The organism is Curtobacterium sp. MCBD17_013 (assembly GCF_003234565.1).
GTDB lineage: Bacteria > Actinomycetota > Actinomycetes > Actinomycetales > Microbacteriaceae > Curtobacterium.
This window is the reverse complement of sequence record NZ_QKTU01000003.1, coordinates 152,875-167,072: the sequence shown is the minus strand read 5'-3', so window position 1 is coordinate 167,072 and position 14,198 is coordinate 152,875. Positions and strand designations below refer to the sequence as shown.

The 14,198-nt window shown below is 70.2% G+C and carries 14 protein-coding genes; 4 read left to right on the top strand and 10 right to left on the bottom strand.

Going from position 1 to position 14,198, the window contains the following annotated elements; translation table 11 throughout:
- Positions 1–62: 62 nt before the first annotated feature.
- From DEI81_RS05535 to DEI81_RS05490, 10 genes are all read right to left on the bottom strand, one after another.
- Complete coding sequence (locus tag DEI81_RS05535; RefSeq protein ID WP_111009516.1) at positions 63–335, bottom strand: PTS sugar transporter subunit IIB; 273 nt, start codon at positions 333–335, stop codon at positions 63–65.
- Entirely contained in the window at positions 332–784 is a 453-nt protein-coding gene (locus DEI81_RS05530) for a PTS sugar transporter subunit IIA (RefSeq protein WP_111009515.1), read from the bottom strand. The genes DEI81_RS05535 and DEI81_RS05530 overlap by 4 nt, the downstream gene beginning before the upstream one ends.
- Positions 781–1,896 carry an adenosine deaminase gene (locus DEI81_RS05525; RefSeq protein ID WP_111009514.1) on the bottom strand — a complete coding sequence of 372 codons (1,116 nt, stop codon included), beginning with the start codon at positions 1,894–1,896 and terminating at the stop codon, positions 781–783. The genes DEI81_RS05530 and DEI81_RS05525 overlap by 4 nt, the downstream gene beginning before the upstream one ends.
- A 9-nt stretch (positions 1,897–1,905) precedes the next feature.
- Positions 1,906–3,198: a thymidine phosphorylase gene (locus DEI81_RS05520; protein WP_111009513.1), complete on the bottom strand. Its 1,293-nt coding sequence runs from the start codon at positions 3,196–3,198 to the stop codon at positions 1,906–1,908.
- A complete protein-coding gene (locus tag DEI81_RS05515; RefSeq protein WP_111009512.1) occupies positions 3,195–3,665 on the bottom strand; it encodes a cytidine deaminase in 471 nt (156 codons plus the stop codon). The genes DEI81_RS05520 and DEI81_RS05515 overlap by 4 nt, the downstream gene beginning before the upstream one ends.
- Before the next feature lie 64 nt (positions 3,666–3,729).
- Positions 3,730–5,019 (bottom strand): ABC transporter permease, encoded by a 1,290-nt coding sequence (locus tag DEI81_RS05510; protein WP_111009511.1) that lies wholly within the window; start codon positions 5,017–5,019, stop codon positions 3,730–3,732.
- Positions 5,016–6,335, bottom strand: coding sequence for an ABC transporter permease (locus tag DEI81_RS05505; RefSeq protein WP_111009510.1), 1,320 nt, complete (start codon positions 6,333–6,335; stop codon positions 5,016–5,018). The genes DEI81_RS05510 and DEI81_RS05505 overlap by 4 nt, the downstream gene beginning before the upstream one ends.
- Positions 6,332–7,852 (bottom strand): ABC transporter ATP-binding protein, encoded by a 1,521-nt coding sequence (locus tag DEI81_RS05500; protein WP_111009509.1) that lies wholly within the window; start codon positions 7,850–7,852, stop codon positions 6,332–6,334. The genes DEI81_RS05505 and DEI81_RS05500 overlap by 4 nt, the downstream gene beginning before the upstream one ends.
- 139 nt (positions 7,853–7,991) lie before the next feature.
- Positions 7,992–9,065: a BMP family protein gene (locus DEI81_RS05495; RefSeq protein ID WP_111009508.1), complete on the bottom strand. Its 1,074-nt coding sequence runs from the start codon at positions 9,063–9,065 to the stop codon at positions 7,992–7,994.
- A gap of 203 nt (positions 9,066–9,268) precedes the next feature.
- Positions 9,269–10,381: a mannose-1-phosphate guanylyltransferase gene (locus tag DEI81_RS05490; RefSeq protein ID WP_111009507.1), complete on the bottom strand. Its 1,113-nt coding sequence runs from the start codon at positions 10,379–10,381 to the stop codon at positions 9,269–9,271.
- Between the two features lie 227 nt (positions 10,382–10,608).
- Between DEI81_RS05490 and sdhC the strand changes: the two genes are divergently transcribed.
- The 4 genes from sdhC to DEI81_RS05470 are packed head-to-tail and all read left to right on the top strand — an operon-like array spanning position 10,609 to position 14,179.
- On the top strand, positions 10,609–11,082 hold the full coding sequence (gene sdhC / locus DEI81_RS05485) for a succinate dehydrogenase, cytochrome b556 subunit (RefSeq protein ID WP_111009506.1): 474 nt from the start codon (positions 10,609–10,611) through the stop codon (positions 11,080–11,082).
- Positions 11,083–11,096: 14 nt separating this feature from the next.
- Entirely contained in the window at positions 11,097–11,543 is a 447-nt protein-coding gene (gene sdhD, locus DEI81_RS05480; RefSeq protein ID WP_111009505.1) for a succinate dehydrogenase, hydrophobic membrane anchor protein, read from the top strand.
- 34 nt (positions 11,544–11,577) lie between these two features.
- Positions 11,578–13,401, top strand: a complete 1,824-nt coding sequence (sdhA, locus tag DEI81_RS05475; RefSeq protein ID WP_111009504.1) for a succinate dehydrogenase flavoprotein subunit — start codon at positions 11,578–11,580, stop codon at positions 13,399–13,401.
- Position 13,402: 1 nt separating this feature from the next.
- Positions 13,403–14,179 carry a succinate dehydrogenase iron-sulfur subunit gene (locus tag DEI81_RS05470; protein WP_111009503.1) on the top strand — a complete coding sequence of 259 codons (777 nt, stop codon included), beginning with the start codon at positions 13,403–13,405 and terminating at the stop codon, positions 14,177–14,179.
- The last annotated feature ends 19 nt before the right edge of the window (positions 14,180–14,198 follow it).

Genomic DNA, 14,198 nt, shown 5'->3' with positions numbered 1-14,198 from the left:
CCCGCTCGTTGTCCACTCGGCGGTTCACAGCGGCGCAACGAACGGGAGCGACCCGGCCGCGGTCAGCCGAGCGCTCGCTCGACCGCGGCCGAGATCTCCTGCTGGTCGAAGTGGTTCCGGATGACGATGACCTCGGCGTAGGTCCGTCCGATGGCCTCCACGAACTCCTCGCTCGTCAGGATGACCTGCGCGTCAGCCGCGACGTCCCGCACCGAGGCGACGTCGGCCGCGACGACGTCGGCGTCGAGCCCGAGGTCGGCGAGCGCCCGCTCCGCGTTGACCTTGAGGATCCCGCTCGAACCGATACCCGCACCGCAGATCGTCACGATCTTCATGCCGTCACCCCCATGATCTGCCGGACCTCGTCCGGGCTCTGCGCCGCCGCCAACCGATCGGTCACGGAGGCGTCGTTGAACAGGTTCGCCAGGGCGCCGATGGAGTCGAGATGCCCTCCGACGGACGCCACGGCGAGCCCGAGCACGACCCGAACGGGGTCGTTGTGCGGATGCCCGAAGACCACCGGTGCAGCCAGGGTCACCACGGCGAGACCGTCGCGGTGCACCTCGGGACCCGGTCGGGCGTGCGCCAACGCCAGCCCGGGCGAGATCACGATGTACGGGCCGTGCTCCTCGACCATGGCGACCATCGACCGGCCGTAGGAGGGGTCCGTCGCTCCCGATGCGGCGAGCGCTCCGCCCGCGAGACCGATGGCCGCGCGCCAGTCCGCCGCCGTCTCGTGGATCACGACGGCGCTGTCAGGGAGCGGCGGGAGCGTGGCGGTCATGCCTCGGCGTGACCCGTGGTGATCGTCGCGATGATCTCCTCGCGGTCCTCGAGGGGCAGGAACGCTCCGAGCGCGGCGTTGATCTGGAACGCCGCGAGGTCGTCGAGGTCGTACCCGAACGTCGCGGCGAGGAGCGCGAGCTCCTTCGACAACGACGTGTCGCTCATCAGCCGGTTGTCGGTGTTGACCGTGACCCGGAACCCGAGCTGGTACAGCGTGTCGAACGGGTGGTCCGCCAGGTCGTCGCCCCAGGCCGCGATCGCCCCGGTCTGCAGGTTCGACGACGGCGACACCTCGAGCGGGATCTCACGGTCCCGCACCCACGACGCGATCTCGCCCAGGGCCGCGAGGGCCGAGCCGTCCGTGTCGGCGTCGGTGATCTCGACGTCCTCGAACACGCGGACGCCGTGCCCGAGCCGCAGCGCACGACCGTCGAGCAGCGCCGATCGGATGGAGTCGAGCCCCGCCGCCTCGCCGGCGTGCACGGTGACGGGCATGAACTGCGCCGCCAGGTAGTCGAACGCCGCACGGTGCCGCGATGCGGGGAAGCCGTCCTCGGCGCCCGCGATGTCGAAGCCGACGACCCCGTGGTCACGGTGCCGCACGGCGAGTTCCGCGATCTCGAGCCCGCGGTCGGCGTGGCGCATCGCGGTCACGAGCTGGCCGACGCGGATCCGCCCGCCAGCGGCGTCCACGGCTTCCTCGATGCCCTGCTGCACCGCCTCGACGGTCTGGTCGAGCGTCAGACCGCCCTGGAGGTGCTGCTCGGGCGCCCAGCGCACCTCGCCGTACACGACACCGTCAGCCACGAGGTCCTCGACGAAGTCCCGCGCGACACGCGTCAGTCCCTCGCGGCTCTGCATGACGGCGGTCGTGACGTCGAACGTCTTGAGGTACTCGACGAGCGACCCGGAGTTCGACTGGTCCGCGAACCAGCGCCCGAGGTCGTCCGGGTCGGTCGTCGGCAGGGACACCCCGGCCGCGTCGGCGAGCTCGACGATGGTCGTCGGGCGGAGGCCGCCGTCGAGGTGATCGTGCAGGGACACCTTGGGCAGGTCGTTGATCACCGCCCCGCCGTCCGGGAGCCGGTAGGTCTGGTCGGGGGCGCTCATGCCCCAAGGCTACCGGCCGATGCGCTCCCGCACGATCGAACCGCGCTCCGGCGCGGTGTCCCCGATCCCCCAGGCGCCCTCGAGCGCATCGAGGGCCCGGTCGAAGCGCGCGGGCTCGTCGGTGTGCAGCGTGAACAGGGGCTGCCCCGCGGTCACGGCGTCGCCCGGCTTCGCGTGCAGCTCGATCCCGGCGCCCGCCTGCACCGGGTCCTGCGCGCGCGCACGCCCCGCACCGAGCCTCCAGGCCGCGATGCCGAACGGCAGCGCCTGCTGCTCGCTGAGCATGCCCGAGCGCGGCGCGGTGATGACGTGGGTCTCGCGAGCCGTCGGGAGTGGCGCGGACGGTTCGCCGCCCTGCGCGGCGATCATCCGACGCCAGGTGTCCATCGCTCGTCCGTCTGCGAGCGCGGCGGCCGGGTCGGCGTCGGGCAGGCCGGCGAGCTGCAGCATCTCGGTCGCGAGCGCGAGCGTCAGCTCGACGAGGTCGGCCGGACCGCCGCCGGCGAGGACCTCGACGGACTCACGGACCTCGAGCGCGTTGCCGATGGTCCGGCCGAGGGGGACGTCCATGTCCGTGAGCAGCGCCGTGGTGGCGACGCCGGCGTCCTGCCCGAGTTCGACCATCGTGCGGGCGAGGGCCCGGGACTGCTCGATGTCCTGCAGGAACGCGCCGGACCCGAACTTGACGTCGAGGACGAGCGCGCCCGTCCCCTCGGCGATCTTCTTGCTCATGATGCTCGACGCGATGAGCGGGATGCACTCGACCGTGCCGGTGACGTCGCGGAGCGCGTACAGCTTCTTGTCCGCCGGCGCGAGTCCGGACCCGGCCGCACACACGACCGCGCCGACGTCGGCGAGGACCTCACGCATCCGGGCGTTCGACAGCGAGGCCTGCCAGCCGGGGATCGACTCGAGCTTGTCGAGGGTGCCACCGGTGTGCCCGAGTCCACGGCCGGACAGCTGCGGCACGGCGACGCCGAACGACGCGACGAGCGGGGCGAGCGGCAGGGTGGTCTTGTCGCCGACGCCACCGGTCGAGTGCTTGTCCACCGTGACCTTGCCGAGTCCGTCGAACGACATGCGTTCGCCGGACGCGATCATCGCCAGGGTGAGGTCGCGCACCTCGCGTCGGTCCATGCCGTTGAGGAAGATCGCCATGGCGAGCGCCGCCATCTGCTCGTCGGCGACGTACCCGCGGGTGTAGGCGTCGACGAGCCAGTCGATCTCGGCGGTCGACAGCGTGCCGCGGCCCCGCTTCGTGCGGATGAGGTCGACGGTGTCGAACGGCTCCACGGCGGTCACTGGTGCTCCGCCCGGTAGGTCGCGAGGGTCCGCGGCCCGAACGCGTCCGGCAGGACCTCGTCCATCGTGCGGACGCCCGACACGGTCTCGAGCAGCATCCCGTCCGCGGAGTGCTCGAAGAGCAGCTGCCGGCAGCGCCCGCAGGGCATGAGCACGGAGCCGCTGCCGTCGACGCAGGTGAACGCGACGAGCCGGCCACCGCCCGTCATGTGGAGCTGGGACACGAGCGAGCACTCGGCGCAGAGCGTCACACCGTACGAGGCGTTCTCGACGTTGCAGCCGGCGACGACGCGGCCGTCCTCGGTGATCGCGGCGGCCCCGACGGGGAACGACGAGTAGGGCACGTACGCGTGGCCCATCGCCTCGGTCGCGGCCACCCGCAGGGCGTCCCAGTCCACGTCGGCCGGGAGGGACGGGGCCGCCTCCGCCGCATGCGCGGACTGGGTGGCGGGGTCGGTTGCGGACATGGGGCGTGCCTCCCGGCGGAGCAGGTCGCGGCCGATCGCTCCCCCTGGGGGCGGCCGCGGTGGATCAGGACTTGATGTACGGCTTGCCGGACGCGGCTGGACCGCGGGACTGCCCGACGAGTCCGGCGACGGCGAAGATCGTCACGACGTACGGCAGCATGAGCAGGAACTGCGTCGGCACCGGCGAGTGGATCGCCGCGAGCAGGTTCTGCAGATTCGAGGCGAACCCGAAGAGCAGCGCGGCGAGCGTCGCCTTGATCGGGTCCCAGCGACCGAAGATGACGGCGGCGAGGGCGATGTACCCGGCGCCGGCCGTCATGTCCTTCGCGAACGGGCCCGCGTTCCCGAGGGTGAAGTACGCACCGCCGAGACCGGCGATCGCGCCCGCGAGCGAGACGTTCCAGAACCGGGTGCTGGTGACGTTGATGCCCACGGTGTCGGCCGCCTGCGGGTGCTCGCCGACGGCCCGGAGCCGGAGGCCCCAGCGAGTGGTGAACAGGCCGATCGTGACCGCGGCGACCGCGATGTACATGAGGTACACGATCACCGACTGGTGGAAGAACACCGGGCCGATGATCGGGATCGCGGAGAGTCCGGGGATCTCGATCGCCGGGAACCGCACGCCGACGTTGAGCGCCGTGTCGGTCGCGAGGACCTTGGAGTAGAGGAACCCGGTGAGGCCCGAGACGAACGCGTTGATGACGACGCCGACGATCACCTGGTCGACCAGGTACTTGATGCTGAACGCCGCGAGGATGAACGACACGAGCACCCCGGCGATCACCGCGGCGACGAGTCCGACCCACGCCGAACCGGTGATGCTCGCGACGACGGCGGACGCGAACGCACCGGCGAGGAACTGCCCCTCGATCGCGATGTTCACGACACCGACGCGCTCGGAGATGACACCGCCGAGCGAGCCGAAGATGAGCGGGGCGGACAGGCCGAGCGCGCCGACGAGCAGACCCGGGACGGGGATCGTCGAACCGGGCGAGGCCCACGTGAGGAACGCGATGACGAAGGCGATCGCGAACAGCACGGTCACCCAGGTCTGCACCTTCCGCGACCGTGCTGCCCGCCACGTGGCGTAGGCGGTCCCGATGGCGAGGAGGACGATGACGACGATGCCGGTCCCGGTCGCGGGGAGCGGCACGGCGGGCAGCTGCACGAGGTCGTGCGCCGACGCGAGCTCGAACGTGGACGTGCCGGGCTTGTGGAACACGCCGAACAGCACGAGTGCGAACAGCGTGAACACGCCGTACCCGATCGGTGCCTTCCAGCTCCGGACGGCCGTCACCGGACGGTCCGCGGCGGACGCGGCCGGCGCGGTGGCGTTGGGGGCGAGGACGCTCACGCGGCGACCGCCTTCCGCTTGGTGCGGCGAGCACCCGGCTGCGGGATCCGGAAGATCGCGCGGACGAGCGGCGGGGCCGCGATGAACAGGACGATGAGCGCCTGGATGACGCTGACGATGTCGATGGGGATGTTCTGGCTGGCCTGCACGTAGCTGCCGCCGGCCTTGAGCGCACCGAACAGCAGACCGGCCCAGAAGACGCCCCACGGCTTCGAGCGACCGAGCAGCGCGACCGTGATGGCGTCGAACCCGATGCCCGCGTCGATGCCCTGGTCGTACCCGCTGGTGACCGCGGCCTGCACCTGGTAGGCCCCGGCGATGCCGACGAGGGCCCCGGAGATCACCATGGCCCAGATCGTGATGCTGCCGACGTCCATGCCGGCGACGCGCGCCGCACGGGGGTTCTCGCCCACGGTGCGGAAGCGGAACCCCAGCGTCGACCGGCTCATGAGCCACCACGTGAACACGACGGCCGCGATGGCGATGAGGATCCCGATGTCGACACCGGTCCCCTGGCCACCGATGAGCGTCGGGAGGACCGCGGACGGCAGCGTCGGCGACGACTGCGGGTTCGCGCTCCCGGGCGCCTGGAGCAGCCCCTTCGTGCCGAGGCCGTACTCGAGCAGGTACAGCGCCACGTAGTTGAGCATGATCGTGACGATCACTTCGTGCGCGCCCGTGCGGGACTTCAGCACGCCCACGATCCCGCCCCAGATCGCACCGCCGACGATGCCCGCGACGACCGTCAGCGGGATGTGCACGATCGCCGGCATGTGGAACGAGTACCCGAACCAGGCGGCGGAGGCGGCGCCGACGAGGATCTGCCCCTGGCCGCCGATGTTGAACAGTCCGGAGCGGAACGACACCGCGACCCCGAGGCCCGCGACGATGAGCGGCGTGGCGAAGTCGATCGTCGTCCAGAGCGACGCGATGCCCGACGAGAAGGTCGACTGGCCCGGGTCGTACACCGCGCCGTCGAACATGCTGAGGAACGCGCCGCCCACGCTGTGCCCGATCGCCACGAAGGTGTCGGAGGGACGGGCGAAGAAGTAGCCCATCGCCGTCGTGACCGTCTTGTCCGTGATCGCGATGAGGATGCCGCTGGCGACGAGCGCCAGGACCACGGCCAACACCGTGACGAGGACCGAGCCGCCCAGGATCCCGCGCAGCGCCGCCGACCAGCGGTCCCCGCCGCCGCCGCCGCCGTCGGCGGTCTCGGTGGTCAGCGACGTGCCCGCCTCGAGGTCCTGCAGTCGGTCGTCGGTCTGGAGGTCCGGTTCGGCCGCCGTCGTCGGCGTCCGGGAGTCGTCGGTCATGCGGCGAGTTCCGTCCCGGCGGGGAGTTCCCCCGCCATCATGAGGCCGAGCACGTCACGCGGGGTGTCCGCCGGGACGATGCCGATGATGGTGCCGCGGTACATCACGGCGATGCGGTCGGCGAGCGCGACGACCTCGTCGAGCTCGGTCGAGACGACGATGACGGGGACGCCCTGGTCACGCGCGGCGACGATGCGCTTGTGCACGAACTCGATCGACCCGACGTCGATGCCGCGGGTGGGCTGCGCGGCGACGAACAACCGGAGGTCGCGGCTCAGCTCGCGCGCGATGACGACCTTCTGCTGGTTCCCGCCCGACAGGCGTCCGACGGCGGTGGTCCGGCTCGGCGTCCGGACGTCGAACTCGGCGATCTTGTCGTCGGCGAAACGGTCGCGCTCGGCGGACCGGATCGTGCCCGCGCTGGCGAACTCGGACGAGGACGTGCGGTCGAGGATGAGGTTGTCGGCGATCGAGAACTCGGCGACGAGGCCGTCCTCTTGTCGGTCCTCGGGGACGAAGCCCACCCCGGCGTCGAGCACCTTCTTGACGCTCGCGTCGGTGATGTCGCGGCCGTCCAGGGTGATGGTGCCCGCGTGCACGGTCTCGAGCCCGAGGATGGCCTCGGTCAGCTCGGTCTGGCCGTTGCCCTGGACGCCCGCGATCGCCAGGATCTCGCCACGTCGGACCGAGAACGACAGGTCGTCGACGAGGACGTGGCCCGCTGCGTCGGTCACCGTGAGGTCGCGGACCACGAGGGCGTCCGCCCCGGGCGTGGCCGGGGCCTTGTCGACGACGAGCTCGACGCTGCGGCCGACCATGAGCGCGGCGAGCTCGGCGTTCGACGCGGTGGGCGAGGCCTCGCCGACGACGCGACCGAGCCGCACGACCGTGATGCGGTCGGCGACCTCGCGGACCTCGCGGAGCTTGTGGGTGATGAACACGATCGCCGTGCCGGCCTCGCGCAGCTGCCGCATGATCGACATGAGCTCGTCGGTCTCCTGCGGGGTGAGGACCGCGGTCGGCTCGTCGAACACGAGTACCGAGGCGTCGCGCGACAGGGCCTTGATGATCTCGACCCGCTGCTGGACGCCGACCGGCAGGTCCTCGACCTTGGCGTCGGGGTCGACGTCGAACCCGAAGCGCTCGGAGATCTCGCGGACGCGCTTGCGGGCGCCCGCGAGGTCGAGACGGCCGCCGAAGGTCGTGGGCTCGTGTCCGAGCATGACGTTCTCGGCGACGGTGAACACCGGCACGAGCATGAAGTGCTGATGGACCATCCCGATGCCGGCGCGCATCGCGTCGCCCGGGCCGTCGAAGTGCTGCACCGTGTCGTCGAGGAGGATCTCGCCCTCGTCCGCCTGGTACAGGCCGTAGAGGACGTTCATGAGCGTGGACTTGCCCGCGCCGTTCTCACCGAGCAAGCAGTGGATCTCGCCCGGCTCGACGGTGAGCGAGATGTGGTCGTTCGCGACGAGGGCGCCGAAGCGCTTGGTGATGCCGCGGAGCTCGAGCTTCATGGGCCGGATTCTATTTCTCTCGGGAGTCGCGCAGGGGTGGGCGCGGGTCCGCTGGTGGAGGGCGGCGCCGCCGCGGTGGTCCCGTGGTGGGCGCACGAACGCGGGCGGACGGCCGGAGCCGCCCGCCCGCGACGGGGTGTTACTTGACGTTCGACTGGGTCGCGACCTTGATCTTGCCGCTGATGATCCCGGCCTTGATCGTCTTCAGCTCGCCGGCGAGCGAGGAGTCGACCTTGGACGAGTAGTCGTGGAACGGGGCGAGCCCGACGCCGTCGTTCTTCAGCGTGCCGACGTACGGGGCGTTCGAGTACTTGCCCTTGCCCGCGGTCTCGACGACCGAGGTCGTGGCCTGTCGGATGCCCTTGAGGACGCTCGTCAGGGCGATGCTCTTGTAGCGCGGGTCCGCGGTGTAGAGGTCGCTGTCGGCGCCGATGAGGACGCTGCCGTTCTTGGCGTCGTTGATCGCCTCGGCCGCGGACTGGTAGATCGGGCCACCGACGGGGAAGATCACGTCGGCGTTCTGGTCGAGGAGCGACTGCGCCACCGACTTGGCCTGCGTTCCGGCCGAGAAGCCACCCGTGAACGAACCCTGCTGCGTCTTCTCGTTCCAGCCGACGACCTTGACGTCCTTGCCGTGCTGCTGGTTGTAGTACTGGACGCCGTCGTAGAAGCCGTCCATGTAGATGGTCACGGTCGGGAGCTTCTGGCCGCCGAAGGTGCCGACCACGCCGGTCTTCGAGTAGCTGGCCGCCGCGTACCCGCCGAGGAACGCCGCCTGCGAGGTGTCGAACGTGATCGGCTTGATGTTCTTCGACTGCAGGGTGTCGTCGATGATCGCGAAGTTCGTCTTGGCGTTCGACGCGGCGTTCGACTTCGTCGCGGCCTCGAGGTTGAAGCCGACCGTCACGATCAGGCTGCACTTCTGGCTGAGGAGGGTGCGGATGTTCGGGTTGTAGTCGTTCGAGTCGGTCGACTGCACCGTCTTCGGGGTGACGCCGAGCGACTTTGCCGCGTCCTGCAGGCCGTCGTAGCCGAGCTGGTTGAACGAGTGGTCGTCGAAGCCGCCGTTGTCCGAGACCATGCACGGCAGGAAGTCCGACTTCGAGCCCGACGCACTGGACGACGACGGGGCGGCCGAACAGCCGGCGAGCATCGTCACGGTGCCCAGCAGGGCCAGGCCGCCGAGCGCGAGCTTACGGGTGCTGAATGTCACGGGGTGTCCTCCACAGGGGTGCAGCCCGGCTCTGCACACCGGGCGATCGGAAGGACAGTACACGACGGTCCGGCCGGTGCAGGACCGCTCCGGCCGGGGGCTGGGCACCGTTGCCCGATCGCGACGAACCTGTAACGCGCTCGTAACGCTGGTACCCCGGACGCGGGCACCGGGGTACCAGCGCGGACTCCGACGCGGCGTGGCTACAGCACGTCGTCGCGGCCGCTGATCTTGAGCGCGTCGACGACGCCCTTGACCCGCTGCGCGTTGGCGCTCGTCGTGACGAGCAGCGCGTCCGGGGTGTCCACGACCACGATGTCGTCGACGCCGATGAGCGAGATGAGCCGGTCGCTGTGGCTGACCACGATGCCGCTCGACGAGTCCGCGAGGATGCGGGCGTTGTCCCCGAGGACGGCGAGGTTGTGCGGTCGGCCGCCGGACTGCAGCTTGGCGAGCGAGGCGAAGTCGCCGACGTCGTCCCAGTCGAAGTCCCCGGGCACGACCGCCATGCGCCCGGCCGCCGCGGCGGGCTCGGCGACGGTGTAGTCGATCGCGATCTTCTTGAGTCGCGGCCACACCTGGTCGACGACGGCCCCGCGCGAGGACGTGTCCCACGCGGCGGCGAGCTCCTCGATCCCGGCGAGGAGTTCCGGTTCGCTCCGCCCGATCTCCTCGAGCAGTCGGTCCGCCCGGGCGATGAACATCCCCGCGTTCCACATGTAGGAGCCGTCTGCGACGTACGCGGTCGCCGTCTCGAGGTCGGGCTTCTCGACGAACGACTGGACGGCGTGGACGTCCTTCGCCGAGTCGACGTGGATCCGCTCCCCCGCGTGGATGTAGCCGAAGCCGATCGCCGGCTCGGTCGGGGTGATGCCGATCGTCGTGATGTACCCGGCCTCGGCCGCGACCACGGCCTCCCGGACGGATCGGCGGAACCCGCGGACGTCACCGATCACGTGGTCGGCCGCGAACGAGCCGATGACGACGTCGGGCTCGCGGCGGCGCAGGATCGCGGCGGCGAGGCCGATCGCGGCGGTCGAGTCCTTCGGTTCGCTCTCGAGCACGACGTTGTGGTCGGCGAGACCGGGGAGCTGGCGTTCGACGGCGGCGCGGTGCGCACGGCCGGTGACGACCATGATGCGTTGGTCACCGCTCAGCGGGGCGAGGCGGTCCCAGGTCGACCGGAGCAGGGACGCGCCCGTGCCGGTCAGGTCGTGGAGGAACTTCGGCGCGTCCGCCCGGGACAACGGCCAGAGTCGGGAGCCGATGCCACCGGCGGGGATGATGGCGTAGAAGCGCTCGAGGTCGTCGGTCATCCGGTCACCATATCGGCGGGGGCGGCACGAGCGGCAGGGGCACCGGCCGCCGGTCCGGGAGGCGCGGCCCCCGTCCCCGGATCGCCACGGCCCGTTCACGTGGTCACCCCCGGACGGCATGGCACGAGGAGGTCGGTGCCCGGCCGTAGGATGGTCCGTGTTCCACACGAACACGAACGGCAACGGCCGCCGATCGGCGGCCGAGCATCCCACGGGAGGGCGCGCTCATGGCCGAGCAGACCGCTGTGCACGACGAACCCGGTGGCGCGACGGCAGTCGCGGCGCCGGTCGGTCCCACGTCGGCACCGACACCGCGACCACCGCGGGCCCCGTCGGGCACGCTCTACCGCGGCGGCGCCGGCATGTGGTCGTGGGTGCTGCACCGCATCACGGGCGTCGCGATCTACTTCTTCCTGCTCGTGCACATCCTGGACACGGCCCTCGTCCGACTCTCGCCCGCCGCGTACGACGCCGTCATCGGCACGTACAAGACGCCGATCATGAACCTCGGCGAGACCGGCCTCGTGATGGCGATCGTCTTCCACGCGATCAACGGCCTGCGCATCGTCGCGGTCGACTTCTGGAGCAAGGGACCGCAGTACCAGCGGCTCATGTTCTGGATCGTGGTCGGGATCTGGGTGGTGCTGATCGCGGGCTTCCTGCCGACCCAGATCATGAACCTCGTGGCCGACCTGCACTGAGCGGAGGAGATCCGATGACCACCGAGACCGTCGAGGCCCCGCGTTCCGCCCCGGCCGCCCGCCGCACCACCAACTGGGAGAAATGGGGCTGGATCTACATGCGCGCGTCGGGGATCGTCCTCGTCGTGCTCATCTTCGGGCACCTGTTCATCAACATGGTCGCCGGGGGTGGCGTCAAGCAGATCGACTTCGCCTTCGTCGCCGGCAAGTGGGCGAGTCCGCTCTGGCAGGTGTGGGACACGCTCATGCTGTGGCTCGCGCTCATCCACGGCTCGAACGGCATGCGCACGATCATCAACGACTACGTCGGGCGACCGGCCGTGCGGCGCACCCTGCTCGGCGCCGTGCTCGTCGCGTGCGTCGTGCTGATCGCGCTCGGCACGCTCGTCTGCTGGACGTTCGACCCGTGCCCCGCGGGTGCCGCGGCCGCCGACCTGCCGTCGTTCTGCCCCGCGCACTGAGCTCCGCCCTCCTGACCACACTCGAGAGAAGTCCGTGACCGACACCACCGCTGCACCCACGAGCTCCGTCGTCGACGGGGTCCACCACCACCAGTTCGACATCGTCATCATCGGCGCGGGAGGCGCCGGCATGCGAGCGGCGATCGAGGCCGGCCCGCAGGCGAACACGGCCGTGATCTCGAAGCTGTACCCGACGCGATCCCACACGGGCGCGGCGCAGGGCGGCATGGCAGCGGCGCTCGCCAACGTGGAAGAGGACTCCTGGGAGTGGCACACGTTCGACACGATCAAGGGCGGTGACTACCTGGTCGACCAGGACGCCGCCGAGATCCTGGCGAAGGAGGCCATCGACGCGGTCATCGACCTCGAGAACATGGGGCTGCCCTTCAACCGGACGCCCGAGGGCAAGATCGACCAGCGTCGGTTCGGCGGCCACACGCGCGACCACGGCAAGGCGCCGGTGCGCCGCGCCTGCTACGCGGCGGACCGCACGGGCCACATGATCCTGCAGACGCTGTTCCAGAACTGCGTCAAGCTGGGCGTCAACTTCTTCAACGAGTTCTACGCCCTCGACCTCGTCATGGCCGAGGTCACGGGCGATGACGGCGTCACCCGCGAGCAGCCGGTCGGCGTCGTCGCGTTCGAGCTCGCGACGGGCGAGCTCCACGTGTTCCACGCCAAGGCGTTGATCTTCGCGACCGGCGGGTTCGGCAAGATCTACAAGACGACCTCGAACGCCCACACCCTCACCGGCGACGGTGTCGGCATCGTGTGGCGTTCCGGCCTGCCGCTCGAGGACATGGAGTTCTTCCAGTTCCACCCGACGGGCCTGGCGGGCCTCGGCATCCTGCTCACGGAGGGCGCCCGCGGTGAGGGCGCGATCCTCCGCAACGCCTCCGGCGAGCGTTTCATGGAGCGCTACGCACCGACCATCAAGGACCTCGCGCCCCGCGACATCGTCGCAAGGTGCATGGTGCAAGAGGTCGCGGAGGGCCGCGGAGCCGGCCCGAACAAGGACTACGTCCTGCTCGACTGCACGCACCTGGGGGCCGAGGTCCTCGAGACCAAGCTCCCGGACATCACCGAGTTCGCGCGCACGTACCTCGGTGTCGACCCGGTGACGGAGCCCGTGCCGGTGATGCCGACCGCGCACTACGCCATGGGGGGCATCCCGACGAACACGAACGCCGAGGTCCTGCGGGACAACGACACCGTGGTGCCGGGCCTCTACGCCGCCGGCGAGTGTGCCTGCGTGTCCGTGCACGGGTCGAACCGGCTCGGCACGAACTCGTTGCTCGACATCAACGTGTTCGGCAAGCGGAGCGGCAACAACGCGGCGGCGTACGTGCAGACCGCGGAGTTCGTCCCGCTCCCCGAGGACCCGGCGGGCAACGTGCGCCGCATGCTCGAGCAGCTGCGGGCCTCCACGGGCACCGAGCGCGTGGCGAGCCTCCGCAAGGAGTTGCAGGACGAGATGGACAAGAACGCCCAGGTGTTCCGCACGGACGAGTCGCTCGCCAAGGTGACGGCGACCATCCACGAGCTGCGCGAGCGGTACCTGCAGGTCTCCGTCCAGGACAAGGGCAAGCGGTTCAACACCGACCTGCTCGAGGCCGTCGAGCTCGGGTTCCTGCTCGACCTCGCCGAGGTCGTCGTGTTCTCCGCCCGGAACCGCAAGGAGTCCCGTGGCGGCCACATGCGCGACGACTACCCGAAGCGCGACGACGAGAACTACATGCAGCACACCATGGCGTACCTGACGGGCGATCCGCACTCCTCGCTCGCCGACGACCACATCACACTCGACTGGAAGCCCGTGGTCATCACCCGGTACCAGCCGATGGAGAGGAAGTACTGAGATGACCGACACGCTGGTCAGCGACGCCCCCGCGAGCCGCACCGAGGACCGCACCGCGCCTCCCGGCTCGTTCCCGGTGACCCTCATGGTCCGCCGGTTCGACCCGGACGTCGACACCGAGCCGCACTGGCAGGAGTTCGGCGTGATGATGCTGCCGACGGACCGGATCCTCGACGCCCTGCATCAGGTGAAGTGGGAGCAGGACGGTTCGCTGACCTTCCGCCGGTCGTGTGCACACGGTGTCTGCGGCTCGGACGCCATGCGCATCAACGGCCGGAACCGGCTCGCCTGCAAGACGCTGATCAAGGACCTCGACGTGTCGAAGCCGATCTACGTCGAGGCGATCAAGGGCCTGCCGCTCGAGAAGGACCTCGTCGTCGACATGGAGCCGTTCTTCGCCTCCTACCGCGAGGTCCAGCCGTTCCTGCAGTCGAAGTCCGCCCCGCAGAAGGGCAAGGAGCGCGTGCAGTCCGTCGCCGAGCGTGAGCGCTTCGACGACACGACGAAGTGCATCCTGTGCGCGGCGTGCACGTCCTCGTGCCCGGTGTTCTGGACCGACGGGCAGTACTTCGGTCCGGCCGCGATCGTCAACGCGCACCGGTTCATCTTCGACTCCCGCGACGACGAGGCGAAGGTCCGTCTCGACATCCTCAACGACAAGGAGGGCGTGTGGCGCTGCCGCACGACCTTCAACTGCACCGACGCCTGCCCGCGGGGCATCCAGGTCACCAAGGCGATCGCAGAGGTCAAGCAGGCACTCGTCCGAGGCCGCGCCTAGGACCGCTCGGTAGGCTCCG